This is a genomic window from Marinobacter sp. M3C (assembly GCF_023311895.1).
Lineage (GTDB): Bacteria > Pseudomonadota > Gammaproteobacteria > Pseudomonadales > Oleiphilaceae > Marinobacter.
The window spans coordinates 4,693,726-4,719,607 of sequence record NZ_CP092284.1 but is presented as its reverse complement, the minus strand read 5'-3'; the positions used below and the strand labels follow the sequence as shown (position 1 = coordinate 4,719,607).

Annotated in this window: 24 protein-coding genes and 1 pseudogene; 2 read left to right on the top strand and 23 right to left on the bottom strand. The window is 54.3% G+C overall.

What is annotated here, in order from left to right:
- Nucleotides 1-74: 74 nt before the first annotated feature.
- Nucleotides 75-1,007, bottom strand: coding sequence for a formate/nitrite transporter family protein (locus tag MIH18_RS22190; protein ID WP_249013504.1), 933 nt, complete (start codon nucleotides 1,005-1,007; stop codon nucleotides 75-77).
- A 303-nt stretch (nucleotides 1,008-1,310) separates the two neighbouring features.
- Between MIH18_RS22190 and MIH18_RS22185 the strand changes: the two genes are divergently transcribed.
- Nucleotides 1,311-2,330: an ATP-grasp domain-containing protein gene (locus tag MIH18_RS22185; RefSeq protein WP_249005153.1), complete on the top strand. Its 1,020-nt coding sequence runs from the start codon at nucleotides 1,311-1,313 to the stop codon at nucleotides 2,328-2,330.
- A gap of 12 nt (nucleotides 2,331-2,342) precedes the next feature.
- Here the strand turns inward: MIH18_RS22185 and MIH18_RS22180 are convergent, their stop codons facing one another.
- The 16 genes from MIH18_RS22180 to guaB form a co-directional block, all read right to left on the bottom strand.
- Entirely contained in the window at nucleotides 2,343-3,578 is a 1,236-nt protein-coding gene (locus tag MIH18_RS22180) for a TerD family protein (protein WP_249013503.1), read from the bottom strand.
- 55 nt (nucleotides 3,579-3,633) lie between these two features.
- Nucleotides 3,634-4,212, bottom strand: a complete 579-nt coding sequence (locus tag MIH18_RS22175) for a TerD family protein (protein ID WP_249005155.1) — start codon at nucleotides 4,210-4,212, stop codon at nucleotides 3,634-3,636.
- A 105-nt stretch (nucleotides 4,213-4,317) separates the two neighbouring features.
- Nucleotides 4,318-5,304 carry a calcium/sodium antiporter gene (locus MIH18_RS22170; protein WP_249005156.1) on the bottom strand — a complete coding sequence of 329 codons (987 nt, stop codon included), beginning with the start codon at nucleotides 5,302-5,304 and terminating at the stop codon, nucleotides 4,318-4,320.
- Between the two features lie 61 nt (nucleotides 5,305-5,365).
- A complete protein-coding gene (locus MIH18_RS22165; protein WP_249005157.1) occupies nucleotides 5,366-5,815 on the bottom strand; it encodes a tellurite resistance TerB family protein in 450 nt (149 codons plus the stop codon).
- Nucleotides 5,816-5,828: 13 nt separating this feature from the next.
- A complete protein-coding gene (locus tag MIH18_RS22160) occupies nucleotides 5,829-6,416 on the bottom strand; it encodes a TerD family protein (RefSeq protein WP_249005158.1) in 588 nt (195 codons plus the stop codon).
- Nucleotides 6,417-6,512: 96 nt separating this feature from the next.
- On the bottom strand, nucleotides 6,513-7,457 hold the full coding sequence (locus tag MIH18_RS22155; RefSeq protein ID WP_249013502.1) for an HpcH/HpaI aldolase/citrate lyase family protein: 945 nt from the start codon (nucleotides 7,455-7,457) through the stop codon (nucleotides 6,513-6,515).
- Complete coding sequence (locus MIH18_RS22150; RefSeq protein ID WP_249013501.1) at nucleotides 7,454-8,563, bottom strand: cysteine protease StiP family protein; 1,110 nt, start codon at nucleotides 8,561-8,563, stop codon at nucleotides 7,454-7,456. The genes MIH18_RS22155 and MIH18_RS22150 overlap by 4 nt, the downstream gene beginning before the upstream one ends.
- Nucleotides 8,564-8,571: 8 nt before the next feature.
- The gene (locus MIH18_RS22145; RefSeq protein ID WP_249013500.1) at nucleotides 8,572-9,339 is read right to left on the bottom strand and encodes a hypothetical protein; all 768 of its coding nucleotides are present in this window, start codon (nucleotides 9,337-9,339) and stop codon (nucleotides 8,572-8,574) included.
- Complete coding sequence (locus MIH18_RS22140) at nucleotides 9,339-10,568, bottom strand: phosphoribosyltransferase domain-containing protein (protein WP_249013499.1); 1,230 nt, start codon at nucleotides 10,566-10,568, stop codon at nucleotides 9,339-9,341. Before MIH18_RS22140 ends, MIH18_RS22145 begins: the two co-directional genes overlap by 1 nt.
- A 4-nt stretch (nucleotides 10,569-10,572) precedes the next feature.
- Nucleotides 10,573-11,211 carry a DUF1523 family protein gene (locus MIH18_RS22135; protein WP_249005163.1) on the bottom strand — a complete coding sequence of 213 codons (639 nt, stop codon included), beginning with the start codon at nucleotides 11,209-11,211 and terminating at the stop codon, nucleotides 10,573-10,575.
- A gap of 72 nt (nucleotides 11,212-11,283) precedes the next feature.
- Entirely contained in the window at nucleotides 11,284-11,583 is a 300-nt protein-coding gene (locus MIH18_RS22130) for a hypothetical protein (protein ID WP_249005164.1), read from the bottom strand.
- Nucleotides 11,584-11,600: 17 nt separating this feature from the next.
- Nucleotides 11,601-14,633, bottom strand: coding sequence for a hypothetical protein (locus MIH18_RS22125; RefSeq protein ID WP_249013498.1), 3,033 nt, complete (start codon nucleotides 14,631-14,633; stop codon nucleotides 11,601-11,603).
- A gap of 289 nt (nucleotides 14,634-14,922) precedes the next feature.
- Complete coding sequence (locus MIH18_RS22120; protein WP_249005167.1) at nucleotides 14,923-15,243, bottom strand: type II toxin-antitoxin system RelE/ParE family toxin; 321 nt, start codon at nucleotides 15,241-15,243, stop codon at nucleotides 14,923-14,925.
- The gene (locus MIH18_RS22115; protein WP_249005168.1) at nucleotides 15,243-15,503 is read right to left on the bottom strand and encodes a type II toxin-antitoxin system Phd/YefM family antitoxin; all 261 of its coding nucleotides are present in this window, start codon (nucleotides 15,501-15,503) and stop codon (nucleotides 15,243-15,245) included. The genes MIH18_RS22120 and MIH18_RS22115 overlap by 1 nt, the downstream gene beginning before the upstream one ends.
- Before the next feature lie 153 nt (nucleotides 15,504-15,656).
- A complete protein-coding gene (gene guaA, locus MIH18_RS22110) occupies nucleotides 15,657-17,234 on the bottom strand; it encodes a glutamine-hydrolyzing GMP synthase (RefSeq protein WP_249009000.1) in 1,578 nt (525 codons plus the stop codon).
- Nucleotides 17,235-17,296: 62 nt separating this feature from the next.
- The gene (guaB, locus tag MIH18_RS22105) at nucleotides 17,297-18,760 is read right to left on the bottom strand and encodes an IMP dehydrogenase (protein WP_249005169.1); all 1,464 of its coding nucleotides are present in this window, start codon (nucleotides 18,758-18,760) and stop codon (nucleotides 17,297-17,299) included.
- 214 nt (nucleotides 18,761-18,974) lie between these two features.
- On the opposite strand from guaB, the gene xseA reads away from it, so the two are divergent.
- On the top strand, nucleotides 18,975-20,324 hold the full coding sequence (gene xseA, locus MIH18_RS22100) for an exodeoxyribonuclease VII large subunit (protein ID WP_249013497.1): 1,350 nt from the start codon (nucleotides 18,975-18,977) through the stop codon (nucleotides 20,322-20,324).
- 446 nt (nucleotides 20,325-20,770) lie between these two features.
- Here xseA and MIH18_RS22095 read toward each other — a convergent pair whose 3' ends face one another.
- From MIH18_RS22095 to MIH18_RS22065, 6 genes and pseudogenes are all read right to left on the bottom strand, one after another.
- Nucleotides 20,771-21,220 carry a DUF1641 domain-containing protein gene (locus MIH18_RS22095; protein ID WP_249013496.1) on the bottom strand — a complete coding sequence of 150 codons (450 nt, stop codon included), beginning with the start codon at nucleotides 21,218-21,220 and terminating at the stop codon, nucleotides 20,771-20,773.
- A gap of 13 nt (nucleotides 21,221-21,233) precedes the next feature.
- The gene (locus MIH18_RS22090; protein ID WP_249005172.1) at nucleotides 21,234-22,424 is read right to left on the bottom strand and encodes an FAD/NAD(P)-binding oxidoreductase; all 1,191 of its coding nucleotides are present in this window, start codon (nucleotides 22,422-22,424) and stop codon (nucleotides 21,234-21,236) included.
- A gap of 47 nt (nucleotides 22,425-22,471) precedes the next feature.
- Nucleotides 22,472-22,945, bottom strand: coding sequence for a hypothetical protein (locus tag MIH18_RS22085; RefSeq protein ID WP_249005173.1), 474 nt, complete (start codon nucleotides 22,943-22,945; stop codon nucleotides 22,472-22,474).
- A gap of 67 nt (nucleotides 22,946-23,012) precedes the next feature.
- Nucleotides 23,013-24,284, bottom strand: a pseudogene (locus tag MIH18_RS22075) (hydroxymethylglutaryl-CoA reductase, degradative).
- Nucleotides 24,285-24,309: 25 nt separating this feature from the next.
- Nucleotides 24,310-25,257 (bottom strand): TRAP transporter large permease subunit, encoded by a 948-nt coding sequence (locus MIH18_RS22070; RefSeq protein WP_283164903.1) that lies wholly within the window; start codon nucleotides 25,255-25,257, stop codon nucleotides 24,310-24,312.
- A 158-nt stretch (nucleotides 25,258-25,415) separates the two neighbouring features.
- Nucleotides 25,416-25,787 (bottom strand): acyl carrier protein phosphodiesterase, encoded by a 372-nt coding sequence (locus tag MIH18_RS22065; protein WP_249013494.1) that lies wholly within the window; start codon nucleotides 25,785-25,787, stop codon nucleotides 25,416-25,418.
- Nucleotides 25,788-25,882 lie beyond the last annotated feature (95 nt).

Sequence of the window (25,882 nt, the reverse complement as noted above, 5' to 3'; positions counted from 1 at the left end):
TCCTACACCTACATCTATCCACGCCGCCCAATAGTGCGACTCTTATTCAACGAGCACTTATTTCTTGCGCCGTATCACATTTCTTCTTGTACCTGGCCATAGGCCAGCATCGCAAACAAACCTGTGCCTCCCAGAATGTTACCGATGAGTACCGGTACAATGTGGTGAGTAAAAGCGGTAAAGATATTCATTTCGCCATTGAGCACCAGAGTGAATATTTCATTCGATCCGGCAATTACGTGGGTAAAGCCACCCGCCCCAATTAGCCAGGTGAACATAATAATAACCAATACACTCGACCCCTTCGCAGAAGGCAGCATCCACACCAGGGCCGCTATGAAAAAGCCTGAGGGAATGCCGCGCAAAAACGTCTCCATGGGGGTCAACGTCGTCAAGTGGCGCGAGATCTCTAGTATTGCAAAGAGGGTGTCGTCGGTGAGGATGCTCCCGTAGACCGCTATAGCGGCGGTTAGAAATGTGCCACACACGTTGGCTGACAGCACGATTGCCCAGAGCCTTGCAGCGCTATAAAACTGATTGCGAGTGGGGTCAGCCAAAACCGGTAACACCACCGTAATGGTGTTTTCGGTGAACAGTTGAAGCCGACAAAGAATGACCAGTACAAACCCGAACGCGTAGCCCAAGCTTTCAAATAACGTCAAGTAGGGGTGGTCGGAACCCATGTTGGCGCGAATAATTCCTTCGGCCAACACCGAGGTTGAAATTCCAATACCCGCTGCTACGCCGGACCACCAGAGCGATATTTTCGGACGGTGTAACTCTTCCTCACCCTCACGCCAGATGACGGAATAAATAGCCAGCGACGACAACTTTCGATTTTCGGCCACTGAGTCACGTTCTTTCGGACCTAATGACTTTTCGCTCGAGGTAGGTGTTCGTTCTCGAGTCTCACGACCCTGAGCCCTGGCACGAGATTCTTGGTCATCGGACTCTTTCTTGGCCTTATCTTCGGGGGAGGTATTCCAACTGGCATCGCCGTCACTCATTTGACTGCCCTCTGACTATCCTGGAACGCTTTTGTTGCTCAAAAATTCAGTGACTCGGCAAAATTGACTCCGTTTGCCAGACTGCGCCGCTCAAACATTATCATCGCGAATTATGATAACTCAGATTCTGCGATTAACGCAGATGGCATAAAACACGACATGAAGCGGAAAGTAACCCTGATCGTCGCGCTTGAAAAGCCAGCTTGAACCTGTGATGGAAGACTTACTCGCAACCCCCTAGGTATAATGCTCGCCCATAATTCGGGCCAGTATTGGACGCTCATTAAAAGATAGGAAGCCCTCTTGCGAATCCTCTTCAATCACAACATCTCCGGCACGGCTGATCTCATTGACCTGATGCGGCGCGCTCGGCCAGATCTCTACGTTATCGCGACCCATGAGCGGCGAGATACTCCGATCGCACTCGCGGCGAACCGGCTGTTGCCAGAGCCGTTCGAGGCCCGATTGATGAGTCCTGACGCTTATGCAAATTGGCTGCTTCAGATCGCGCTCGCGGAGGGTGCAGAATTGGTGGTGCCTTACCGACGACGCGATGAACTGGCTGAATTCCAGGGCATGTTCAAAGCCCAAGGGGTTCGGCTTCTGACTGTCGCGGACTCACACACAATAAGACTCATTGAAGACAAACCATCACTTCTGGCAAGAATGCAGTTGGCTGAAATACCGACCACCCCATTCCGGCTCTTTGAGGGTGCTGAAGGATACGCGCGCCTACGCGCAGAAGGCCGGCTCTTCCCCGATCACCCAGGCCTCCTCTGCGTGAAACCCGCTGCTGGCATATACGGGGCGGGATTTCGCATTCTCCATGATGAACTGCCCCCCGACACCCCACTCTCCGGCTTATCCACGCTGGATTTGTCCGACGTTGCCTTCCGTGCCCTGCTCGCGACTGTATCGCAGCCAGAGCCGATGATGCTGATGCCGTTCCTTGAGGGACCGGAACGAAGTGTTGATTTTTCCTGTTATGAAGGACACTTACTTGGAACGGTGACCCGAGTCAAAGCCAAGACCTCGCAGATGCTCTTTCACGACTCCTACGGGGAGGAGCTCGCCGGACTGATCGCGCAGACATTTAAGTTGACGGGAGTCTTGAACCTACAAACAATTGAAGATGCCAGCGGAACGCAGAGGCTAATGGAAGTGAATACCCGCGCTTCCGGCGGCATCGGAATGACAGGGCTGACAAACGTCAACCTGCCTGCACTTTTGCTTAATGCATTGGATGGCCCCGTACCGGATTGTCCGGCACGGGTCATTGGAGAGGTATGTGCGGGGCGACGCGAACTGTTCTGGGGGGTTTAAGCGAACGGCCGATTATTTGCGACCGGCGGTCCAGCGAAATCCCCAGTCGTACTGTTTGTCCAGAGCCTTATGGCCACTGTGGAAAGTGACCTGCCGGGAGACGCGCACCTGACCGTTGTGATTGTCTATGCCAACCACCGCGCACATGCTGCCGTCCTGTTCGAACTCGTTCATCCGGATTTCGACTTCTGGCTGCCCCGGAACCAGTACTCGAACAATTCCGTCGGTTTCCTTCCAGTTCGGAACCCCTTCGTAAATGAATGCGTAAACAAGAACGCGCTTGATGTCGGCCCATCGGTCCCCGTTTATCTCAAGCCATTCTCCGTCTGAGACGGAGCCGGTACGATCATCCCCGAGCAGTCGCACAAAGGGCGCCTGCTGGAAGTCACCGAAGCCGTTGCCAAGCGCCTGAACCACATGTCTTTTACCGTCTCGCGTTTCTACGAACGCGCCCAGGTCAAGGTCGATCGCGACCGAGCCTTTCGAGAAAAACCCGGTTTTTTTCTGGGTTTGGCTCTGGTTCCAATTCAAGTTGATCTGCATTTTTCCAAAACGGCCGCCCTCTTTCTTCAAAGAGACCGTGTTGTTCTGCTTGGTCAGACTCACTTTCGAGAGGTTGACCGAACTTGTTGACGGCGAGGGAGTCGGGCTTGGAGCCGGAGTTGAAATAGGAGTCGGCGTTGAAATGGGAGCCGGAGTTGAAATGGGAGCAGGCGCCGGGGTTGGAGTCGGAACAGGCGGAGCCGGCTCGGCAATTTCGACGCCAAGGTGTTTCGCCAACGCGGCCAGCCCTCCATTAAACCCTTGCCCAACGACCCTGAATTTCCAGGCTCCGTTGCGCTGATAAAGTTCGGCCAGAATAAGCGCCGTTTCTGTCATGCCGGCGCAGGGAATGGCACCCTGTATTCCGCCCGCATCCAGTGTAATCTCCGGGACTTTCGAGAACGATGCCCGATTCTCGTGAATCGTGGCCGTAAACACCACCTTTTCTATCTCGGCTGGAACTTGGCCAAGCCCCAAAGCAAACCGGGCCTCTCCGTTTTCGGAGCCCGACAGCGCCACAGCGCCGCCGGCAACCGACGGCTGCCCGTAAAAACACATATCCGCATCTGACCGAACTTTGCCCGACGCAGTAACCAAAAAAGCGGACACGTCGATATCCGCACCCGGTATGGTGCCATGGCGGATCAGAACGGTTAGGTCATTCGAGGTAAGGGGCGCGTTTGCGCCAGGGCCCAGGACAGTCATCAGGAACTCCTTAATAAACCGGTGCGGGCCACCAAAATGGCGGCCCGCCCCCGAACTAGCCGATGTTCACGCCGTGTGCCGTGGCCAATGGTCCTAGACCGCCTGCGAAGCCGGCGCCAATTGCCTTCATTTTCCACTCTTCGTTATGCCGATAGATCTCACCAAAAATCATAGCAGTCTCGGTTGAGTAGTCTTCGGAGAGGTCGTACTTCGCAAGTTCAGCGCCTCCGTTCTGGTTAAGAATGCGCATAAACGCATTGCTAACCTGGCCAAAGTTCTGATTTTTCTTTTCGGCTTCGTGAATCGTCACCACGAAAACCAGCTTTTTCACGTCCGCCGGGATTTTTGACAGGTCGATCTTGACTTGCTCGTCGTCACCTTCACCTTCGCCGGTGCGGTTGTCACCAAGGTGCTCAACAGCGCCGCCAAGCCCGCTCAGATTTCTGTAGAAAATGAAATCCTCGTCGGAACGCACCTTGCCGTTTTCACCGCAGATAAATACTGACGCGTCCAGGTCAAATTCTGTGCCGTCAGTAACGCGCGGGTCCCAGCCAAGACCAACCAGGATGGAAGTGAGACCCGGAGCCTCTTTAGAAAGCGAAACGTTGCCACCTTTACTAAGAGAAATTGCCATGTCGTTTTCCTTTGCGAAATGTAAGTTGTAACCCGCCCGAATCAGACGGGTAAATATTACAGGTTGCTACCAAACTCGTTGTGCATCGTTATACGTAGTTATACATTAAGGGGTCGCGACCCCAACGAATGCGTCAGCCACTCCGCTGTACTGAGCGACGGTGAACAGCAGATAAGAGACCGCCATAACCCCACCGGCAATCCGACCAATTCGGCCGACAAACAGCAGGAAGAGCGCGAACACAAACGTTACGGCAAGAACGATCAACAGGTCAAACTGGCCGAACCGCGGATCGATCACCAGCGGCTTCACTACTGCCGTAATCGCCATCACCGACAGGATGTTGAAAATATTCGATCCAACAATTCCGCCAATGATCATATCCGACTGACCCTTACGAGCCGCCGCCACGCAGGCTGTTAGCTCAGGCAGGGAGGTGCCGAATGCAATCACGGTCATCCCGATTACCGCTTCGGGAACGCCCAGCGCGAATCCGCCGGCAACCGCCCCCTGAACGAGCACTTCCGACCCGATCACAAGGGTTACAATTCCGATCGTGACCATAACAAAAGGATTCCCGGGAACCCCATCTTCGCCCTCGTCGTCTTCGTCGACTTCGATTTTACTGGCTTTGTACTGATAGGTTACATAGGCAACAATAGCGAAAACCATTGCCAAACCTGCCCAGCGGGGCAGAAGCTCGGCCCAGACTGCAACGGCCATAGCCCCGGTGGCGAAAATCATCACCAGGGTGTCGACCCGAGCTTTTTTACGGTCAAACACGACCGGGGCGATCATTGCCGAAATACCAACCACCATCAACACGTTAGCGATGTTGGACCCGATTACGTTTCCGACCGCGATGCCTGAAAAGCCGCTGATGTTTGCGTTCACCGATGTAAACAGTTCCGGCGCCGAAGTACCAAACGCAACGATGGTCGCCGCAATGAACATCTTCGAAAGGCCAGACCTTTCAGCAATGCGTACCGCTGAGTCAATCGTGATATCACCCCCTTTAACAAGAAGCCATACCCCGAAAAAAATAGCACCCAGCGCAATAACAGCGAGCTGATAGGTGGTTAATCCGTCCATTTATGATTCCGTTTATTTAAAAAATTGAGGGCAGCATGAGCCGCCCTCGTTGAATTCTCTATTAAAGATCGAAATCGGCGGGTTTCAACCCGAGCTCCAGACAGATCTCGCGCACTACGGCCTTTTCATCGTCATCAAAGGTTCCATCTGACGCACCGATCGCGCAGGCAACACGAACCATAACGCGAGCTTGTTCCTCGTTATCACGAAGGCGACCGACCACTTTGAGCGCCTCGGCTTTACCGATCGCCGCGTCGAAATCAAAATTCCCGACGACCTTCTCAAAGTAGGCAATCACGTCGGTCATCGCGAAGTGCTTGAGCTCATCCGAGTTGCGCATGTACCCCGCCATCTTCTGTTTCTCATCAGAGGATACGGTTCCATCCGCCGCCGCCACCAGGGCACAGGAGGCAACAACGGCCTCCATAAAGGTGCGATTGCGGAACTTCGACACTTCCGCAGTCAGGCGGGTGCGGGCTTCATTACTTTTGTCTTTTAACCAGTTCAACATAGTTAATCTCCTGTTAGATGACAGATTTCGAAACGCCTACCAGGTCGTCGACAGTGCGGCCGGTGGCTTGAACTCCGTGGGCCGTCATGCTCCACCCGTCGCTGCCTTTTGACAAAGACGCCATAACAACGCCTGTATGTGCGCCTTGCTCGCGCAAAGTGTAAGTGCAGATTTCTTTTTGATTGGTGTCGTCGACCAGTCGGGCGACTGCGTTATCGACTTCATTAAAAGTTTGACCGCGAAAGCTGTTCACGGTGAAAACCAGGTGCGCAGCTTTTGCGTCCAGACGGGACAGATCGACCCGAATCACTTCGTCATCGCCATCGCCCTCACCGGTCAGGTTGTCGCCGTCATGGGTGATTGCGCCGTTTGATGATTTGAGTTTGGTGAAACAGACTCTGTCAATTTCGTTCTTCGCGCTGTCAAACACGAGCACGCTTGCGTCCAGATCAATGGATGAGGCGCCACCGCCAAACAGCTTCGACAGGAAGCCGCCGCTGCTTTTCACCGGATCCCAGCCCAGCCCCATGAAAACACGGGTCAGTCCCGGATTATCTTTTGACAGACTTATCGCCTGGCCTTTCGATAGAGAAATACTCATTTCTTAATTCCTTTTATGGCTTTGAAAAACAGTACAATTTTCTGCATCTGTTGTGCAATGCATTTTCCATTCCTTAATGAATCCTAATTTACATTTTCAGCCGGTACCAGTCTCTCGCTTATAACTGCCCTGCCCAAACGAGTGACACCCGAACCGATCCGCCCGCGCTAATGTGCGGCGTGCCCACGCAGCATGGGTTGCAGGCTCGCACATAACGCCACCAATCTGAAACACGGCACTTGCGTCCCGATCAAGGATTGCTCTGGCTGCACGAAGGTCCTCTTCCGATACGGAGAACGCACCTTCAATGATCGGGACCTGAGCCGGATGGATGGCTGTTTTTGAGACGAATCCCATTTGCACATCGCGTTCCACCTCACGGCGCAACGTCTCCGTGTCTTCAATGATGTCAAAGACCGGGGCGGAAACGGGAATCCCGGCCGGGATCAGAATCGATGCCGCCATCGATAAAAACCAGCCAAGCGGCCCCTCGTAGGCCGTCATGCCACGCACCCGGCGCAGCGCCATCGAACCCAGAAGATCGTTCCCACCAATCCGGACCGCGGCGATCCTGTCAGGTCCGGCACTCAGCAGTAGGTCCCGAAACTGAATCAGCCGGGCCGGATCGAAAAATTCCGGTGTCTCAAGCGTTGGCATGAGTTTCAGGGTGGTTCCTGACAGCAGCGAAATCCAATCCGGGGCGGTTTCAGGCCGCGCCTTCGGCAGAACAAAACCGTCAATCTGGGTAATGCCGTCAATGGCCCGAAGCCGACACGCCATATCGTAAGACCGGGGCCGGATGAAAACCTGCGGCCGGCTGTCAATGTTACCAAGACGGGTCTTTAGCAGTTCCGTCAGGGTTCGGATGCCTTTCTCAATGTCCTCCTCACGCAGCGCGTCCTCCAGGCAAAGAACAATCGATGAGGCTGGCGACAGTGCCAACCCTGACACTATGTCAGGCACCTTCGGATGTATGGCGGGCATGTAGAGAGTAGCCCCCAGTTTATAAGCCGCAAACATATGAGACCCAAAGTCAGTCATTTAGTTTCCCTGATGAGCGTAATCGCCCGGTAAGGGCCGGTGAGGTCAGGCGCCTCAATCAGATTGACCCCGTCCTGACGGCAAAGATGAATGAGCGCTGCAAGGTCTGGGTCTTCGCTGAGCGATCGAACCAGGACGCATTCTGGCCGGCGCCGCAGAACCGCCCTTGTAGCCTCCGCAATGCCTGGCTTGATGCGGTTGCGGTTCTGCACTCCGAACCGCGTGGCAACCGCCGCAACGGTGCGGTCCGCCTCTGTGCGGAACCGGGCAGCCGCGGACGAGTCCGCCTCTGGGTCCAACTCAACCCGAGCTTCCAGCGTCGACAACGCCACATCCACCCGATCGACAAACGAGCGCGACAAGTCAATATCAGCGAGGTGATCCAGCAGGATGCAGCCGTGATAGTCCCCTGGCCCTATCAGGTCAGACCGGAGGATGGAGCGGGAGATAAGACCGGACACGTTACCGCCAAGAATGCCGGAGGGGATCAGCCAGTCCTCGCGGGATCCGCAGAGGTTTGCACGGCCGCAAGGGTCGGCGATCACAGCGAGCATTGGCTCCCGGTCAGTGAGCGCACGCCAGGACTCCGCCAACTCCGCCGTGATGGCCCCTTTGCCGGTCCACCCGTCAACGAAGATCACCCCGTCAACAGGGCGCCGCGCAAGAACTTCCCCCATGGCCGCCTCGTCAAGGCCCCGATCGCGGATGATCGAGATTCCGAAATGGGTGACGTCGGCGCCCAATCGGGCTAAATCGCGCTTAAGCAGAACCCCGTAAGGTACTCCGGCCCGAACAAGGCTGCACAAGGTGATTTCCTGGTTCGACCGGCCCTGCTGGACCAGATCAAGAATTTGCCCTGCCAGGGAACGGATGTCTCGGGCGAGCCGCGGCACTCCAAGCCGACAAGACTCCTCGAACAGCGACAGGTAACGGGCATCTGGGCGCCGCTCCTCGGAGATCATTTCCGAGTAATGGGTCACGCCGGCCTGAATTCGGCGCTCTTTCTCCTCCACCGGGGTGGGTTCAAGCGCGACCGGCTTCAACAAAAATTCCACGTCTTCCGGTAGATAGCTGCCTGAAAAAGGGCGCTTTTCGGTATCAGTCAATGGGCGGCTCAAGGTGTTAGGCCCCGATCGGACATTCGCGCCATGAGGTCTGTAATCTGCGACCCGGATGGGGTCATGATGAAATCGCAGAGACCCATGAACGGAAGGTCCGTCAGGCTGTCTCCAATGCCGATCAGCGGCGCCCCGCTGCCGTCTCTGATGCCGTCTATCAGATGCCGACAGGCTTCCCGCTTTGAGATGCCTGTTGGCGTGAACGAGAGATTATTGCCATTTGCGTGCTGCTGCAGACCGGACAAGTCGAACCGGCTTGCGAGGAGCTCCGCTGCGGCGGTGATACCGTTCCGAACGTCTTCCGCCCCGGCGGTCGCGTTCATCTTGACGCAGAAATAGACCGGCGCGCCGTACTCTTCGACGATCCAGTTGCGGGCCGCTGACCCAAGCTCCGCGCCAATAAGCGCAGACATGTCGCGCAGCAACGTTTCTGCGCTGCGCCCAATGTGCGCCGTGTGCGCGAGCCAGTCAGGGTCTGCAATGCCCTCGGCGTTCAAAATCACCGCCCCGTTGGCCAGAATAGCGCGCCGGGTGCCAAAATCGAGATGAACTCGGGAGAAGGCGTCGGTGCTACGGGCAGTCACCGGAATCACCGCCCCGGTTGCCCTCAGCGCCGAGAGTAGGCCCTGCTGCGCCGGGTTCATATGGCCATGGTGGCCGTTGGTCGCGGTGGTTACCCGCGTTAACGCCTCGCCCTGGGGGTGTTTGTGAAATGATCGAAAAAGAGTGTCGTCAAGATCCGTCAAGTAGATACATTGGCCCATTACGTCTCGAACTCCGTCACTTGGCCGGCTCCGTTAATGATGTGTCCGCGTCCGAGATAGGCCCGGAGCGTGGGGCAGATTCCGTCATCGCCTGTTTCGGTCATGATAATGACTCGAGCGCTGGGGCGTTCGGGGACATTGTGAAGATACATCGGTACGCCCACCCGGTAATGGTCTGGAAACGTCACTTTATGCCGGATAACCTCTCCGTTGAGGATTGGCGAGCGAGTCGTTGCGACGAACTTTACATCCGCCCCTTCCTGCTCAAGGCGTTCCGCCAGCAGCATCGGGCCCCAAACGTGCTCGCCGGTCCCGATCACAAGAACGGAGTCGCCTGCGGCCACCATCGGCAGAGCGGCCGGAATCAAGGGCGCTGTCTGTTTGCTTCTCGATTCAACAATCGGTTCGACAGCCGGCTCCATCTGAAGCCCGAGCCGCGGAGCATTGGACAGCGGATTCGGCACAGAGTTCAGGTTCGAGCTCGGGACCCAGGCTGGAAGTGTCGCTTCCCCGGCCCACACCGGAACAGCCGGAAGCGTTGCTTTCGCGTCCTGCTCCCACCGCCATTCCCCTCGAACCAAAGAGAACGCGTCCACCGGGATGCCAGGGCAGAGCTCCGCGATTGCTTGGGCGGCTCGTCCGTTAGACCAGTCGGTCAGGGTCAGAAGTAGAACACGTTTAACGTCTACCCCGCCGTCATGAACCGCCTTGAACAAAGCCGCAAAGGTGTTTCCGGTGGTTGTTTCGTCATCCACAAGAACAAGCGTTCTTGCAGGCCCGCTTAACAGCTCGCACGACGTTGGCGCCATCACATGATGTGCGGTAGCGTGACTGTGCCCTTCCGAAAAGCTGACCCATTCCCGACCCGCAACCGGGTGCCGGGTCGTCGACAGGTAGAGCAGGTCCGCTTCGGGCCGCCGCTCCCGGATGCGCCGAGCCGCAGCCGCTCCAATCCCCACCGCCGTCTCCGCGTAACCCATCACCAAAAGAGGGCCGCCAAGCAGCGCATCGGGAATCTGATCGACGATTCCGTTAACCGCATCAAAATGGTCCCGCGGTCTGACGGGGATATGGCGCCCGAGTACGGTGGATACGAAAAGAAAGCTGCGCTTAGGGTTGATACGCTCCGCAATCCGGAATAATTCGCCGTCTGTCGGCGCTGCGCTGGTCCGCAGCTCAAGAACCCCTGTGTTCAGAGGATGTCGCGTGATAACCGGTGTTTTTTGCATCCGTTCAGTCGTCCCTCCCCGACTTATCAGACCGGTTCGACGTTTGCTGGTCGCTCTGCAGCCATTCATCGTGACCAGCATCGCTTGCCGGGGATGATTTTGAGGATGATGAGGACGAAGACGAGGGAACATTGTCCGCACGCCCGGGCGCATGCCGGGCACGCAGTTCTGTAAGCTTACCGGACGCTCGCTTAAATGCGCGGCGCACTATAAACGCCAAGCCGAAAAGGAACACCAATATAACTATGTTGAAAATCGGGATATGACGGTAACCGGGCTCTACAGGCCAGACTGACGTCGCATTCGGGAACATCGACAGAAGCGGGAGACGCCAGCCGTAATAACGAATAGCAACTGCCGTGCCCTTCTCTTCGCGGGCAAAGACAGCCGCTTGCGTCTGAAGATTCGCGGAGTTGAGCTTAAAGTAAAGCCATGAGTCTTCGTTGCGGAACACGCGGACTTTGTCGCCGCCGATCACCCGGGTTTGAATCATGTAAACATCTCGGGTTCCAACCTCGACATCGGTACGTTTAACCTCAACGCCGACCACCTCGACAACGGAAACCCGCGGCAACACATAATGCAGGGCCAGGCCCATAACGATCAGGCAACACCCGATCAGGATAATTTTGAGTTTCTTCATATGCAGTTCCCTCGAGTTCTATTTCGCTCTGACAGTCTTCCGAGCTTTGGCCTAACAGCCTGAGTGAGTGTGTCACAGCGACGCTGCCCGGTCTTGCAGGAGTTTACTAGACTGCACGAAACCCTGCTCACTTTCGCGATCTCGATTGGTTTCCTGTTTACGCTCTTCTCTCTCAATTTTTTGGAGGCGTGGGAGCTCGGCTTTTAAAAGCGCTTTCACGTTATTTGAGTGCGGGATATCTAAAGAAGCTAAAGCCGCAATGCGCCCCGCCATAATGTCGGCTCTGCTGTCAGACCCTCTCATCGGGCTAACCGCTTCAATATAAATCTTGAGGACATCCAGCGGTTCAGGCGCATTTCGAAGAATAGCCACTGCTTGCTCGGATAGCTCTACCGTTCCACCTTTATGGCAAGATCCAAATGGAGCAATCGCATTGGAGACCAGCGCCCACGCCCTTTCGTCGCCTGCATTGCGGCACCAATTGACCAAATCCACTGGGCTGACGTCTTCAAGCGGGTTCTTCGAGTGTGACCTGCCTTCAAATGCGCGAAAACGCAAGTAATCCTGCATATTAGCAGGTTGTCTGACGCAGCCTCGTCCAGCAAACTGTCGACGAGCGGCCTATCAGATTTTGAAAGCTCTTCGAGCGCCCCTGACAAGACTCCGTAGTTGAATGTTTTTATGTCGAGGGCGCGTAATGCACCCAAAAGCATCAACCAAGTTTCGCGCGGCTTTACCGAACCGCTCATTAAGCCGCGGCCAAAAGCCATTTGGTAAGGCGCATAATTTTGTTCGAACAGCCTCGCAACAAAACCGTCCAGCAGGGCCGGTGTTGCCCCGATGGTTTCACCGTATTTAAATGCTCTGCTTTCTAGTCTCAGGCAAGCTTCTTCGCGTTTTTCAAGACTCGAATTATCGAATTTTTCCTCAAATAACCGGATATCATGACCAGGATTGACCACTAGCGCTTCAATCTCAGAAATAAGGTCTCGAGGGGCGAGATCGGCTTCCAGTTGTTCAAGATGCGTTTTCGCCGTTCGCCGATCTGGCGTATCTATGGGGTCTCTATAGTCAAAATAGAGCGTTGAACGAACGGCGCGCCAACCTTCCAACCATGGCAAACCGTTGTTTATTTCTGCTGCGTGTTCAGAGAGGTCGGAACGAAGATCAGGGTACCGCCAAAGACTGCGAAACTTGCTAGCAATGAGGTGACGAGCCGAGCTTTCCAATTTTGGCCGTCCAGAGCTGGCGGCTTTGAACGCGATCCCCAGAAAGCGCTTTAACCATTCGAGACGCTCAGTGAAATTCGGGTTATATCCGAAGTCTCTAGGGCGCGCACCAAATTCGAAGGTGTTGAGGCCAGTCCATCGGCACGCCTCCAATGCCGAGCCTAACAGCTTAAGGCCAATTTCCTGCCGTAAATGACTATTGGCACTGAAACAATCCTCGACGATCGAGGCGCGCTGCTTCAACGTTGCGTGGGTCCCGGATAGGTGGATCTGAAACAATCCTTCAAGCTTCCCGCGTACGCTGTCATAGTTGTTTTTTGGGTCTTCATGTTCGGCAATTTTCAATAAAACTTCCACGGCCCGTTCAAAGTGATCAGGGTAATAGGCTATCCCGACTAGCAGATTGAGGACGACTGACCTAAAAAAATTCGTAGGCTTGAGGTCGGTGAGGACTTCGGTACCCGTCAAACTGCGTTCTATTAAATCCAACGTGCGCTCTGGGACTACCGGCGCAATATGCAAGAACAACTTCTGACCATGTTCATTGAGCCGCATCAGGTCGGACAACAGCCCGCCTTCGGACACCCAGCGGGTCACAATTTCGATTGCAACTGGGTGTTCGTGTAGAAAACCCAATCGCCGCCCAAAGGACTTGAGAAGGCGTGAACTGGCGCGGCGCTCAAATACGTCTACGAGAAGTTCGACCGGTATCTTATTGAGCGCCTCAGTCGCTAAGCGGTTCGCAACCGCGTGAGGTAAAACGGCTCTCCAACGAGATCTTTGTTGCGCCACTTGGCGTTCAACGAGTGTCTGGGCCGCTCTGTGCATGCGCAGCCGGCTATGTTCGCAGAGTTCACCCAGAAGGCTGAGTTCGTCCACTCCTTCCTCATCACTATTAACCGAAAATGAATAAACAAGTGATAGCGCTTCCGCCCGTTCCTTGAGTCCTGCGTCAAGATCGTGTCGCTGGAAAAACAAACGATTGAACAGTTGTTCGTCAGTGAGCTTCGACAATGTACCGTCAACCGGCGCGGACTCAGCGATTGCTAGCGCTAGCCGAGCATTGCCTTCCGAGAATTCGGCAATTTTTGCAGCGTTAAATTGTCCCAGTTCGGGGTGACGCCGCAGGAGCAGTGTTTCAGCGATCTTCGGCCCATGCGCTTCAATTTGTACAACTTCGGTCGTCTGCGATTTGTCTTCGCGGATGTCATATTCGACCGTAATGAGCTTCACGGAATTTGTTTTTGCGCGAAGACGGGCAGAAAGTGAGTTATGAAGGTCGGATGCGCAATTGTCCAAAACGACCGTAAGCGACGAGTCCTGCGCAAGAAGCGTATCAATCATGGCACGAGCCGATGGTTCCGGTTGATCCCCGATGTCAGTATAGATTACCGAGGTTCGATCTAGTGCACCTTCGCCAACACCTTCTTCAAATAACGCTTGGACAAACCGCGACTTACCTACGCCAGACAGGCCTGTAATTCTAATCGGCTTCCCAGACGACGAAATAAGGTGCCGAACTACAGGAAGAGCTTCTTCTAGAGTAAGACCATTTTTCCCAGTTGAAGGTACGTTGACTGTTACACCTTCTTCCAATATCAAAGTGTCATCGGCATCAGTCGGCGTGGCACTCCACCTGCCGAAGGCATGCCAACCAGATAAGGGCCGTCCGAGAGCCCCCCTCAGCCAAACGTGAACTGACGGATACTGACGCAACCAGCGATGAAGTCGTGACCGGTCATAGAAATCAAGTTGAAGTGAACCGGCCTCTGGCAGTGACTCAACAGCTCTGCGCATTGCTTCAATGCGTCTAGCATAGGTCGGAGGGGAGCAATCCTCTGTTGAAGCTATTATGTAAGCTCCTCCAGCTTCGACAAGTTCCTTCACAATGGGAGATGGTGTGCCATTTTCTAGCATTTCGTCGCGTATCTCAGCAGGCTGCATAGACTTTGCCTTGGCCTGAAAGACGGTATCGAGACGGGGCACAAAATCACCATCGAATTCCCCGCTTGAAATCGTGACTCGAACGTCGACACCGCCATCAGGTGCTTTGATCGAACCTGACCACATAACGTCCCTGAGCTTACCGCTGCGTGTAGCGAGTTCGGCTTCACATAAACGTGCGACAAGCTCTTCAAGCAGTGTATCGGACAAAGCAGCCAAGTCTTCTTTTTGCAATTCAATTATCGACAAAATAAAACCCCCATCTCAGGTTTTCAAACCATTGTACCGTTCATGTCGCCATAGAAAATTTGGTGCAGCGGCGACTTAAGAAAAAACACTTAACTATCTGAAAACGCGGGGGTCATCTCGAAGAAGCAGTTGCGGCATTGAAAGTAAATGTGGCGAGGGCAAAGAGTGCTGCCTCGATAGTCCGCAGCGTGGGCACTCTCAATTATCACTCAATTGGAGCGGCTTCCAGCTTACACAGGGCGGTCACCCATTCGTCGCGCCGAGGGTCTAAGCTCTGGGAACCGCCACCTCAAGTATCCGACTGCGTCATCTCGCGCTCGCCTATATGATTGAGCGGGACCATGCGCTTATGAAGTACCGCAAATACTACCAACTGCTGCCTACTTACAACGTAATAGATGACGTGACTGCTATAAGGAAAACTCAAAACATTCAGCCCAACATCTTGTTGACGCTTGCCCATGGCATGATTGTCAGAAAGCATGCGTATGGTTTTGCGCAGTTGTGCGAAGTATTTTTGGGATTGAGCCTTTCCCCATTGCTTTAGTGTGTACGTGCGTATTTGAACCAAGTCCGATCTCGCATCCAGGGTTAAGCGATAACCTGTCATCAATCGAAATGGCCTGCATCCAATTCGTCGAAAAACGACTCACCATCAACCAGCTTATCTGCATCAATATCTGCTTCGGCCTGTTCCACTCTGCCTTGCAAAAATCGTAACTTGAGCGCTTCGATACCCTCATACTCCTCTACTGAGATAATCACTGCTACCGGCTTACCGTTCTTGTTGATTTGAACCGGCGACCGCTGAGCTTTTAAAAGAAGATCGCCAAAGTGAGTTTTTGCCTCATTGGCCGAAAGTGCATCCATCGTTGCTGCCTCAATATCGTTCGATTTGAATACTCTAATCGATTCCAGCACTACTGGCGAATTTTGAGCTCTGTAAAAGCCACCAAGCCCAGCGTAATGCTGAGCTTGGTGGCTTTTACTATTTATTTGTATCGATCAAAGCCGGTCGTCCACCTACTCCCATTCGATGGTCGCCGGCGGCTTCGACGACACATCGTAAGTTACCCGTGATACGCCGCTGATTTCATTAATAATACGGTTAGACACAGTTTCCAGCAGTTCGTACGGCAAATGCGCCCAACGTGCGGTCATGAAATCGATGGTTTCTACAGCGCGCAGCGCGATCACCCATTCGTATCGGCGGGCGTCGCCTACTACGCCTACCGATTTCACCGGCAGAAAGACCGCAAAGGCCTGGCTGGTTTTGTGGTAATAATCGGCGCGGTGCAGCTCTTCCAGGAAGATGGCATCGGCGCGGCGCAAGATGTCGGCGTAGTCTTTTTTCACTTCGCCGAGAATGCGCACACCCAGGCCCGGGCCCGGGAACGGATGGCGATACACCATATCGTAAGGCAGGCCAAGTTCAAGACCGATGCGACGCACTTCGTCTTTGAACAGTTCGCGCAACGGCTCTACCAACTTCAGTTTCATGGTTTCCGGCAAGCCACCCACATTGTGGTGAGATTTGATCACGTGGGACTTGCCTGTTTTGGACGCAGCCGATTCGATCACGTCCGGATAAATAGTGCCTTGGGCCAGCCAGTGCACATTCTGAATGCGGGTAGCTTCTTCATCGAACACGTCGATGAATGTGTTACCGATCACTTTACGCTTTTGTTCGGGGTCACTGACGCCTTTGAGGTTAGTCAGGAAGCGTTCCTCGGCGTCGGCGCGAATGACTTTTACGCCCATGCTGCTGCCGAACATGTCCATCACCTGGTCGCCTTCATTCAGGCGCAGCAGGCCGTTATCAACAAACACGCAGGTTAGCTGATCGCCAATGGCTTTGTGCAGCAGCGCGGCGGTCACCGAGGAATCTACGCCGCCAGACAGGCCCAGCAGCACTTTGTCGGTGCCGACCTGTTCGCGAATTTTTTGCACGGCGTCGTCGACAATTTTGGCCGGAGTCCATAACGCTTCGCAGCCGCAGATGTTCATCACGAAGTGTTCCAGAATGCGCTTACCCTGCAAGGTATGAGTCACTTCCGGATGGAACTGCAGGCCGTAAAGATGGCGCGACAGATCTTGCATGGCTGCAATAGGTGCGCTTTCGGTGGATGCCAGAAGTTCGAAACCTTCGGGCATGGCAACCACTTTGTCGCCGTGGCTCATCCACACGTCCAGCAGCGATTCGCCGGTCACAGTCAAGTGGTCGGTGATGTCTTGCAGCAACGGGCCTTTAGCGCGCACTTTTACTTGGGCGTAGCCAAACTCGCGCTTTTCCGAACTCGCCACCCGGCCGCCCAACTGCTCGGCCATGGTTTGCATGCCGTAGCAAATACCCAATACAGGAATACCACGATCAAACAGGCCGTCAGGCGCGCGCGGGCCACTCAGCTCGGTGACCGACTCAGGACCACCGGCCAGCAGAATGCCCTTGGGATTGAAGGCTTCAAGCTCTTCAGTACTGATGTCAAAAGCGCGCACTTCGCAATAAACGCCGATGTCCCGAACCCGGCGGGCAATCAGCTGGGTGTACTGGGAACCGAAATCTAGAATCAGGATGCGGTGATCGTGAATGTCGTGGGCCATGGAATCCTCGGGGAAATTAGCAATGCGGCCCCAACAATGGGGCCGCATAAAAAAACCTGTGATCAGCTCACGCGGTAGTTCGGTGCTTCTTTGGTGATGGTCACATCGTGAACGTGACTCTCGCGCATACCGGCACCGGTGATGCGCACAAACCGAGGCTTGTTGCGCATATCGGTTATGGTGGCACTGCCGGTGTAACCCATCGCAGCGCGCAGGCCGCCCATCAGCTGATGAATAATGTTGCGCATCGGGCCCTTACAAGCGACGCGGCCTTCAATACCTTCCGGAACCAGCTTTTCTATGCCTTTGCTGGCATCCTGAAAATAACGGTCGCTGGAACCCTGGCCCATGGCGCCGATTGAACCCATGCCCCGATAGGCCTTATAACTGCGGCCCTGGAACAGCTCGATTTCACCCGGGGCTTCGTCGGTGCCGGCCAGCAGGCTGCCGATCATCACACAGTGGGCGCCGGCCGCAATAGCCTTGGCGATATCACCGGAGAAGCGCAAACCACCGTCGGCAATCAGCGGAACGTCACTGTTTTTCAGGGCCTCAGCCACGCTGGACACCGCTGAAATCTGCGGCACGCCCACACCGGCTACAATGCGGGTGGTACAGATGGAACCCGGGCCGATACCCACCTTCACCGCATCTGCTCCGGCGTCAACCAGGGCAAGGGCAGCCTCAGCTGTGGCGATATTGCCGCCAATCACCTGCAGTTCGGGGTAATGTTCCTTAATCCAGCGCACACGATCAAGCACACCGCGGGAATGGCCGTGAGCCGTATCCACCACAATTACGTCAACACCGGCTTCCGCCAGAGCTATCACGCGGGCTTCGGTGTCGCCGCCGGTGCCGACGGCCGCGCCAACACGCAGGCGGCCCTGGTCGTCTTTACTCGCCAGCGGGTAGTCTTTGGACTTCTGAATGTCTTTTGCTGTAACCAAGCCGCGTAGCTGGAAATTATCGTTTACCACCAGGATTTTCTCGATGCGGTGGCGGTGCAGGAGTTCTTTCACCGATTCCAGATCGGCGCCTTCTTTCACCGTAACCAGCTTTTCTTTGGGCGTCATGATGTCACGCACAAGCGTGTCCATGCTGCTCTCAAAGCGGATATCGCGACCCGTAACAATGCCCACTAGCTCGCTGCCGTCTACTACCGGCAGGCCGGAAATATTATTGGCCATGGTAATTTCGACCAACTCACGTACGGTGTTCTCGGGTTTGACCGTAATAGGGTCTTTTACCACGCCGCTTTCAAACTTCTTCACCTTACGCACTGCGGCGGCCTGCTGCTCCGGGCTCATATTTTTGTGCATAATGCCGATGCCGCCTTCTTGGGCCATGGCAATCGCCAGCTCTGCGTCTGTCACTGTATCCATGGCCGCCGACACCAGCGGGACATTCAGTGTGATGGTTCGTGTCAGGCGTGTGCGAAGGTCGGCTTCGTGGGGCAGAACCTCGGAGTAACCGGGCACCAACAGTACGTCATCAAATGTGAGAGCTTCTTCGGCAATTCGCAGCATTGGGATCGGCCTTTTGAACGTGCTAAATTTAAACCTTGGCAAGGGCATAGAAAAGTGCCGCTGCAAAGTAGAATTCTTAATCGCGTTATTATAAAGATCTGTTGCAGCCCAGTAAACCGCACAGTTTCTCACCAAAGGTTGCATGTATCTGAATTTTAATCAGTTTACATTCAATTTATTCGGCTATTGCGTATAAAAATATGGGGATTTTTTGGTGAATGATGCCTTTCAGGACACCCGGTCGCGGGCGCTCAGCGTTGGTGAGCTGAATCATCAGGCCCGTCACCTGCTGGAAACCAGCTTCATGCAGGTTTGGGTTGAAGGCGAATTGTCGGGGTTTTCACGCCCTTCTTCCGGGCACTGGTACTTTTCTTTGAAGGATCGTAACTGCCAGATTCGTTGTGCCATGTTCCGCGGCGCCAATCAGCGGGTTCGCCCGGCGCCAAAAGAAGGCGAACTGGTACGAATTCGCGGCAAAGTGACCTTGTACGAGAACCGCGGCGACTTCCAGATTATTGTCGAGCACTTGGAGCCAGCCGGCGCGGGCGCCCTACAGCAAGCGTTTGAAGCGTTAAAGTTAAAGCTCTTTAACGAGGGCCTGTTTAGCACCGAGCGCAAAAAACCCATACCCGCCCTGCCCCGACATATTGGCGTGGTTACCTCCCCAACGGGTGCTGCGATTCACGACATACTCACAGTGCTGGCTCGGCGTTGCCCGGGCATTCCAGTCACACTTTACCCAACCGCGGTGCAAGGCCAGGCGGCAACCGCAGACATAGTCGCTGCCATCGGCCGGGCTGTCGCCCACAATCGCGCGGACGTGCTGATTATTGGCCGCGGCGGCGGTTCGTTGGAAGATTTGTGGTGCTTTAACGAAGAAGCCGTAGCCCGCGCCATTGCCGCCTGCCCTATTGCCACCGTCAGCGCCGTGGGGCACGAGGTGGACACCACCATTGCCGATTACGTAGCGGATTTGCGGGCGCCGACACCGTCAGCAGCGGCGGAAAAAATATCGCCAGACCAGAGCATCTGGTTACGCCAATTACAGGCCATCAGCGAACGCCTGCAGGCTGCAGTGGGGCGCCAACACACGGCGCTTGAAAACAGACTGCTGCAGCTTTCCACGCGATTAAAAGATCCGCGCCGCAGCCTGCAGGAAAAAGCACAGCGCCTGGATGGGCTGGATGTGCGCCTGAGCCGCGCAATGGCTCAGATAACCCAGCGCTTGCATATGCGTACCGACCATTTGCAACAGCGCCTGACCATGCAATCACCTAACAGGCAACTGGCCAGCGCCAGCGAACGTGTGTTGCGGGCAACAACAGGCTTGAATCTGGCCATTCAGCAAGCGCTTAAAAGCCGCCGTGAGCAACTGGATTACACAGCGCAAACCCTGAATCTGGTCAGCCCGCTGGCCACTCTGGGGCGGGGCTACGCCATTGTAAAAGACGACCAGGGCAAGATTGTGCGGCATGCCGGGCAGCTTGAAGCCGGCCAAGCCATCAGCGCCCGAGTGGCCAGCGGCACCGTTCACGCCCAAGTGACGAGTTGCAATGAATCTTGATGCAGCGCGACTCATTTTGATGGAGCCTAGGGGCTGCTGACAATTCACATCGGTAGCCGTAGAAACGCGCAAGCCAGAGACACGATGCTGTCATAAGGTGCCCCACCGTCTCCGGTTCTTGCAAACCGGATTCTGAAAGATGCCTTGGATCGGTGGTTAACGGCTATTCACAAAGACATTCCATTCTGTCGTTATGCTGACATAACTCGGGTGCTTCCGGGTTACCCGCCGCCGCGCCATTGCCTGATGAGCCAGAACCATCAAAACATGCTGCCAGCGGCAAGACGCTGGCAGCAATCATGGACACGAAAAAACAAACGCGTCATGTAAACCCATCCCATTGAGTGTCATTGCGGGAAAGAGTCTACGCGTTTATTATTTCATTAATATCATAGCGTTAGGCGCTACATAAAAATACACTCAAGCTCGTCGACGAGCAGAAACATTCAATCCTCCGGCATCGGCCCGTTAGCAGCCTTGGCCTGTCTTCCGAGCTCAGCAGCCAGGTTTATAGCCATACTTAAGCCTCGGCGGGCGTCTTCGTCTTTGCTTAACCGCCGCAGGCTTTGCCAGATTGTCGGCGGGGTTTCGTCATGAGCAGCCTGGACTGCTGCATATCTCAGAGCGTTGCTGATAGCCCAGGCACCGCCAATGCCCTCTTCATAGAGTGCCATCAACTTTTGCACCATATTATCATCCGCCATTTCGATAACGTCGGAGGTCGCTGCGAGCAAATCAATTATGTTGTGCAGCCGCCGCCCCTGTATTATCGGCGCTGCTTTCGTGATCAGATCCGATAGACCGTCCAGTGTTGCCTGGTCCTGCAATTCCGGCGACGTTTTCAGTAATTGCTCAAGCGAATGAGGCGCTGAAACTGTTGTGGATTCGTTGTTCATTTTGCTCTCCTTGTCAGACCAGCCCACGGGCGACAGACCAATAAATGCCTCGGTTAAATCCCTTACGCATTAACCCGCCGATTTTGGTTGGTGGCGTCGGTATGACATCTACATCGTAGTCGTACCAAAGCGGCATGCCGACTTCCATACCCATTTGGGCGATGGCCTGTACCCTTCCATCGTATTCAGCCGGGGTTTCACCAAACCGCATCAGGCCAGCAATGTTGTTGCAGATTACCGGCGACTGGTTATGGCAACTTCCACCTGCCTTACTGATAGGCAGATCGACCGTGTCGCCCATTACGAACACGTTTTCATAGCCTTCAAGTTGCAGCGAATGGCGATCTGTCGGCAACCATCCTTCGTTGTTGGGAGCCTGAGAGGCACCCGAATTAATAACCGCATCTACGGCTCGAATGGGCGGGGTCTGCATCAGAATATCGAAATCTTCTTCGTCTCCTTCCTCGGAAATCGCCACCTTACGCTCGGGGTCAACGCTTGCAAGGGTAAAACCGCGTTTGTGTTTGATGTTTTTTGAATCGAAAATAGACGGCAGAACTGCACCTGTATCTTTCTGCAAGAACAAACAGTTACGGACAAGTTGTGAAACAGTCGGATACGTGTAAACGATCTCTATCTGATCTCTTACACCTCGCTTGCGCAGAAATTCATCGAGCATCAGGGTGGTTTCCATCGGCGCAATGCCACACTGGTGTGGAACGTTAGGCGTCGTCGGAAAGGTAACGCCGATAAATATACGGCCTTTTTCGATGGTCGAAATTTTCTTGTACAGTTCTCGTGCAGGATCGTGCTGATAGAAATGATCGCCAGCTTCTTTAAGACCGCTTATGCGCTCTGGTGAGGGAATGCAGCCAGTCGACACAACAAGGTAGTCATAATCATAACTCTTACCCGAAGCCATTCTCAGGCGACTGTCCTTAAACTCAAAGCCTTCAACCTCGTCAAGAACGAAGTCGATTTCCGGGCGCAGTAACGAGGCCTGTGGGCGGCGCAGCTCGTTTTTGTAGAATGCACCGAATGCGACGTACATAAAGGCGGGCTTGTAATAGTGCCATGGACTGTTTGATATCAGGGTAACGCGTGCCTTGCCCCTGACTATCTCCGGGTAGAGTTTTGCGACCAGGTTATTTGCGGTCATTGTGCCGCCAATACCCCCGCCAACCACGATGATGTTCTGAACCATGTTATATCTCCTTGAGGGATATAGATGCCTCTTAAATATCGTTTTTATTAGGACTCGCCGTGTCTCTCCTTTGAAAAAATTTCCTGTAGTGCCCTGAAGGGTAATAATGCAGAGTCATGCCGGGACGGCATGAATGCCGCGTGTTGAAAAATCGCTAACTCAGGCCAGATCAAAGCGTTTTGAGGTGGGACATCATTTTTTAAAATCTGCTCCAGCTGACTCTGAACGGACTGAAGCTTTTCCGCTGTCATTCCTGGTGCACGTTCATAAACGATCGCGGTTGTTGCCTGCCCCAGTGAGCAGGCCCTAACTTGGTAGCCAAGCTTTTTGATCCGGTTTTCTTCAATTATCGCGTCGAGTGTCAGCCGGCTGCCGCAGAGCTGTCGGCTGTGTACGGTAGTCGTTCGCACATTCGGTCCCGACAATCTGCGATCACGCCGCACTTGTGTGATATAGCGCTTCAGACTTAGCACAAACTCTTCAGCACTAAGCGCGCTTCCCAGGTTCTCGACATCACCCAACGTTTCACCTCACCCATTTGGTAGCAACCTTATTAGCACACTAGCAAATAGAATAAAAAATATACAGCTATCCCCGAAGCTTACTCAGCAGCTCTTCAGCAATATCCACCCTCACCTTCCCCAATCTGACCAGATCTTTCGCCACGGCTTCGATCTCTGCACCGAGCGCACCTGCCATCAACGCTATGTTCTTGGCGTGCAGTGCCATGTGGCCTTTCTGGATTCCGGTGGTCGCCAGGGCTTTCAAGGCGGAAAAATTCTGTGCCAACCCAACGGCAGCAATGGTGCGCGCTAATTACTCCGCACTTGTAACGGCCATGATATCCAGGGCAATGCGTGCGGTAGGATGGGATTTGGTTGCCCCTCCTATTAACCCCACGGGCATGGGTATTTCGATCATGCCGGTCAGGTTGCCATCACGGTCTGCCTCCCAGTGGCTCAACGAACGATAGCGGCCGGTTTGTGCTGCGTAAGCGTGAGCACCGGCTTCAACCGCACGGGTGTCATTGCCTGTGGCGAGCACTACCGCACTGACGCCGTTCATAATGCCTTTGTTGTGAGTGGCAGCACGGTATGGGTCGATGTCGGCGAACTCGTAGGCGGCCAGGATACCGTCACGTACTGATTCGCCCCCGATCGCATCCAGCGTCCAGGTTGCACGTGCTCTCGCCAGCCTGCGATCAGCAAGATTCGACAGAATACGCCGGTAAGTTCGTCCTCTTGTCCATTCTGCAATCAGCGGTGCAACGGCTTCCGCCATGGAATTCACGGCGTTGGCTCCCATGGCATCCCGGGTGTCCACAATAAGATGTGTGATCACCATGGTGCCCGTCTTGCGGCCCTCCAGAACACGAACTTCCACGTCGCGGAATCCGCCACCATGCTTGAGCAGCACCGGGTCGATTTCGTCGCAAACCTGCTTGATTTCTGCTTTGTGCTCCAGGATCTGCAAACGGGCAAACTCCGGGTTGGGCACATCAACCAACTGAATCTGGGCAATCATCAGTGAGCCCGACATGGAGGTGATAAAACCTCCGGAGTCCCGACATTGGCGCGCAGCGTTGCATACCGCCGCGACGACTGAAGACTCCTCTGTGGCCATCGGAATCAACGTATCCTGCTGATCCACCATCATGTTGGTCGCAACGCCAATGGGAATGTTCATGGTCCCGATGGCGTTCTCAATCATTGAGTCTGCGATCTCTGCGTCCAGATTGCCCGTGTTGCCCATGTGGTCTGCAACGTCTGGGGCCAGGCCAGCCACTTCGATGACTTTCTCCAGGTGCTCGTGCATGGAAAGGTTGTGAAAACCGGAAATACGAGAATTTTGGGTAGACATGTAATCAATCTCCGCCATTAAAGAATCAGGAAACCAGGCGCTGGGATAGCTGATTGGGCAGCCAGGTGACCAGGTCCGGGAACAACATGAACAGAATCAGCGCCAGAATTTGCAGTACGAGGAATGGGAGGATTGCCCGATAGACAGTCTCCATTCCAATTCCTGGCGGCAATACCCCTTTGATATAAAAAAGCGTGTAGCCGAATGGCGGCGTGATGTATGCTATTTGTGCGGTAATCAGAAACAACACACCAAACCACACTGGATCGAAACCAAACGAACTGATGATTGGCATGAACACCGGTACACACAGCAGAATGATGCCGATTTCATCCAGGAACAGGCCCAATAGAACGAGAAGGCCCATCATCGCCAGCAGCACCAGCCAACGGTTGAGCTCAAGGTTTTCAATGAACATCAGCAGCGAATCGGCACCTCCGATCCCGGTAAAGATCGAAACAAAGATTTTGGCGCCTATGGTGATCCACATGATCATGGTGGTAACGCGCAGCGTATCCATGGCCGCATCACTGAGATTTCCGATCGTAAACTGGCCCTGCAGCATCGCGGACAACATCGCCCCCACTACCCCAACCGCAGCGGCTTCCGTAGGCGTGGCGATCTCGGCGTAAATACTGCCCAGAACACTGAACACAATCAGGGTGGGTAAAAACAACGATTTCAAGGAGCCGAACATTTCAAACCAGCTCACTTCGATGTGTTCCGGAGTGGGCGCAAGGCTGGGTTTGAGCATGGTGCGGATAACCACGTAGCTTACGTAAAGCCCGGATAGCACCATCCCTGGCACTATCCCGGCAGCAAACATTTTGCCTACGGATATCTGGGCAGTAGCGGCATACACAATGGTGATGATGGAGGGCGGAATCTGGAATTTGACCCATTTCTGATCGTCTTTTTTAAACTCTTCTACGTTCACCGCGTGCAGCGATGAGGTTTTGGCGCCGGTATCCAGTCACGCTTTAAGCCTCAGGCCTGTGTCGTTCATCATGACCAATGCTACAAAGCCCAAGATCTCAGAACCGACGCGTCGCTTTTAGGCGCTGTTTCTCCCAGCGCTGCAGTTGGGAAAATGAGCGGCTTAGCGAGTGGTGAAAAGACAAGAAAATTTATTCAATTCCTCCTGCAACACTCTGTAAACAAGGGGAAAATTGATGACAAATTTTCTTCAAGCTCTGAGTGTAAAGGTCGTATTTCGTTAATGATTCCGGCAAATGAGTTCTGAAACCGGATGCGCGCAGCCACTCTATCCAGCGCATTTAGATTGCGGTACGACCCGAACCAGTCGTGAGAAACCATATGCCGCGTTGTTCTGCTCATATCAGGTGTCATCAAGTCTTCGTTATCCTGCAGCTTTGTATACACCTCGCTGATAAAGGTATTCTGGCCGGCATCGGTAAACTCATTCCAATGCCGCAGAAGAAAGTGGCCATACAAGACATCCAGAGCATCGGATTTCTTAAGGGCAAAGGCACTTGGAAGCACTACTCATTCTTCTTGGCGTGGGCCTCGTACTGTTTATCCCCGTGTGTTCGGTTCTGAGCGAGACCTATGAAGCCAGGCAAGTAACCCACGCCCCG